Consider the following 1,565-nt stretch of genomic DNA (forward strand, 5'->3'; position numbering starts at 1 on the left):
GCCCCTGGAACCCTTGGTCATCCGGCGGAAGGGTTTCTCACCCTTCTTTCGCTACTCATGCCTGCATTCTCACTCGTGCCGCGTCCACACCTCGATCACTCGGATGCTTCACTCGCGGCACGACGCTCCCCTACCCATCCACACACCTGCACAAGGAATCACGTCCAAGCAAGGTAAAAATGTGAATGCCACAGCTTCGGCGGTGTGCTTGAGCCCCGCTACATTGTCGGCGCGGAACCACTTGACCAGTGAGCTATTACGCACTCTTTAAAGGGTGGCTGCTTCTAAGCCAACCTCCTGGTTGTCTATGCGACCCCACATCCTTTTCCACTTAGCACACGCTTAGGGGCCTTAGCTGGTGATCTGGGCTGTTTCCCTCTCGACTACGAAGCTTATCCCCCGCAGTCTCACTGCCGCGCTCTCACTTACCGGCATTCGGAGTTTGGCTGATTTCGGTAAGCTTGTGGGCCCCCTAGACCATCCAGTGCTCTACCTCCGGCAAGAAACACGCGACGCTGCACCTAAATGCATTTCGGGGAGAACCAGCTATCACGGAGTTTGATTGGCCTTTCACCCCTAACCACAGGTCATCCCCCAACTTTTCAACGTTGGTGGGTTCGGCCCTCCACGCGGTCTTACCCGCGCTTCAGCCTGCCCATGGCTAGATCACTCCGCTTCGGGTCTAGGACACGCGACTGAATCGCCCTATTCAGACTCGCTTTCGCTACGGCTCCCCCACACGGGTTAACCTCGCCACATGCCACTAACTCGCAGGCTCATTCTTCAAAAGGCACGCCGTCACCCCGCAAGGCTCCGACGGATTGTAGGCGAACGGTTTCAGGTACTATTTCACTCCCCTCCCGGGGTACTTTTCACCATTCCCTCACGGTACTCGTCCGCTATCGGTCACCAGGAAGTATTTAGGCTTACCAGGTGGTCCTGGCAGATTCACGGCAGATTTCAGGGGTCCGCCGCTACTCGGGAACACCCACAGGAGACCAGCCACTTTCACCTACCGGACTATCACCGCCTACGGTCAGCCTTTCCAGACTGTTCGGCTAGCAACTGGCTTTATAACTCCTCACACGAGTGTCAGCTCGTGTAGCAGGGTCCCACAACCCCGACCACGCAACCCCTGACAGGTATCACACGCAGCCGGTTTAGCCTCAATCCGCTTTCGCTCGCCACTACTCACGGAATCACTAATTTGTTTTCTCTTCCTACGGGTACTGAGATGTTTCACTTCCCCGCGTTCCCTCCATACACCCTATGTGTTCAGGTGCAGGTGACACCACATGACTGATGCCGGGTTCCCCCATTCGGACACCCTGGGATCACAGCTCGGTTGACAGCTCCCCCAGGCCTATCGCGGCCTCCCACGTCCTTCATCGGCTCCTGGTGCCAAGGCATCCACCGTTCGCCCTTGACAACTTGACCACAAAGATGCTCGCGTCCACTGTGCAATTCTCAACAAACGACCAACCCACAACCCACAGCCCCACACCAGCATCACCACAGCGACCGGTATGCGAGACCAGGCCATGCCTGGCAGCCCACGAAGCTCC

Annotated in this window: 1 rRNA gene (cut by a window edge); it reads right to left on the minus strand. The window is 57.3% G+C overall.

What is annotated here, in order from left to right:
* Positions 1-1,437: ribosomal RNA gene (locus AB0L34_RS32815) — 23S ribosomal RNA — on the minus strand (it extends 1,647 nt beyond the left edge of the window).
* Positions 1,438-1,565 lie beyond the last annotated feature (128 nt).

It is taken from the genome of Micromonospora sp. NPDC052213 (assembly GCF_040679695.1).
Classification (GTDB): Bacteria; Actinomycetota; Actinomycetes; order Mycobacteriales; family Micromonosporaceae; genus Micromonospora.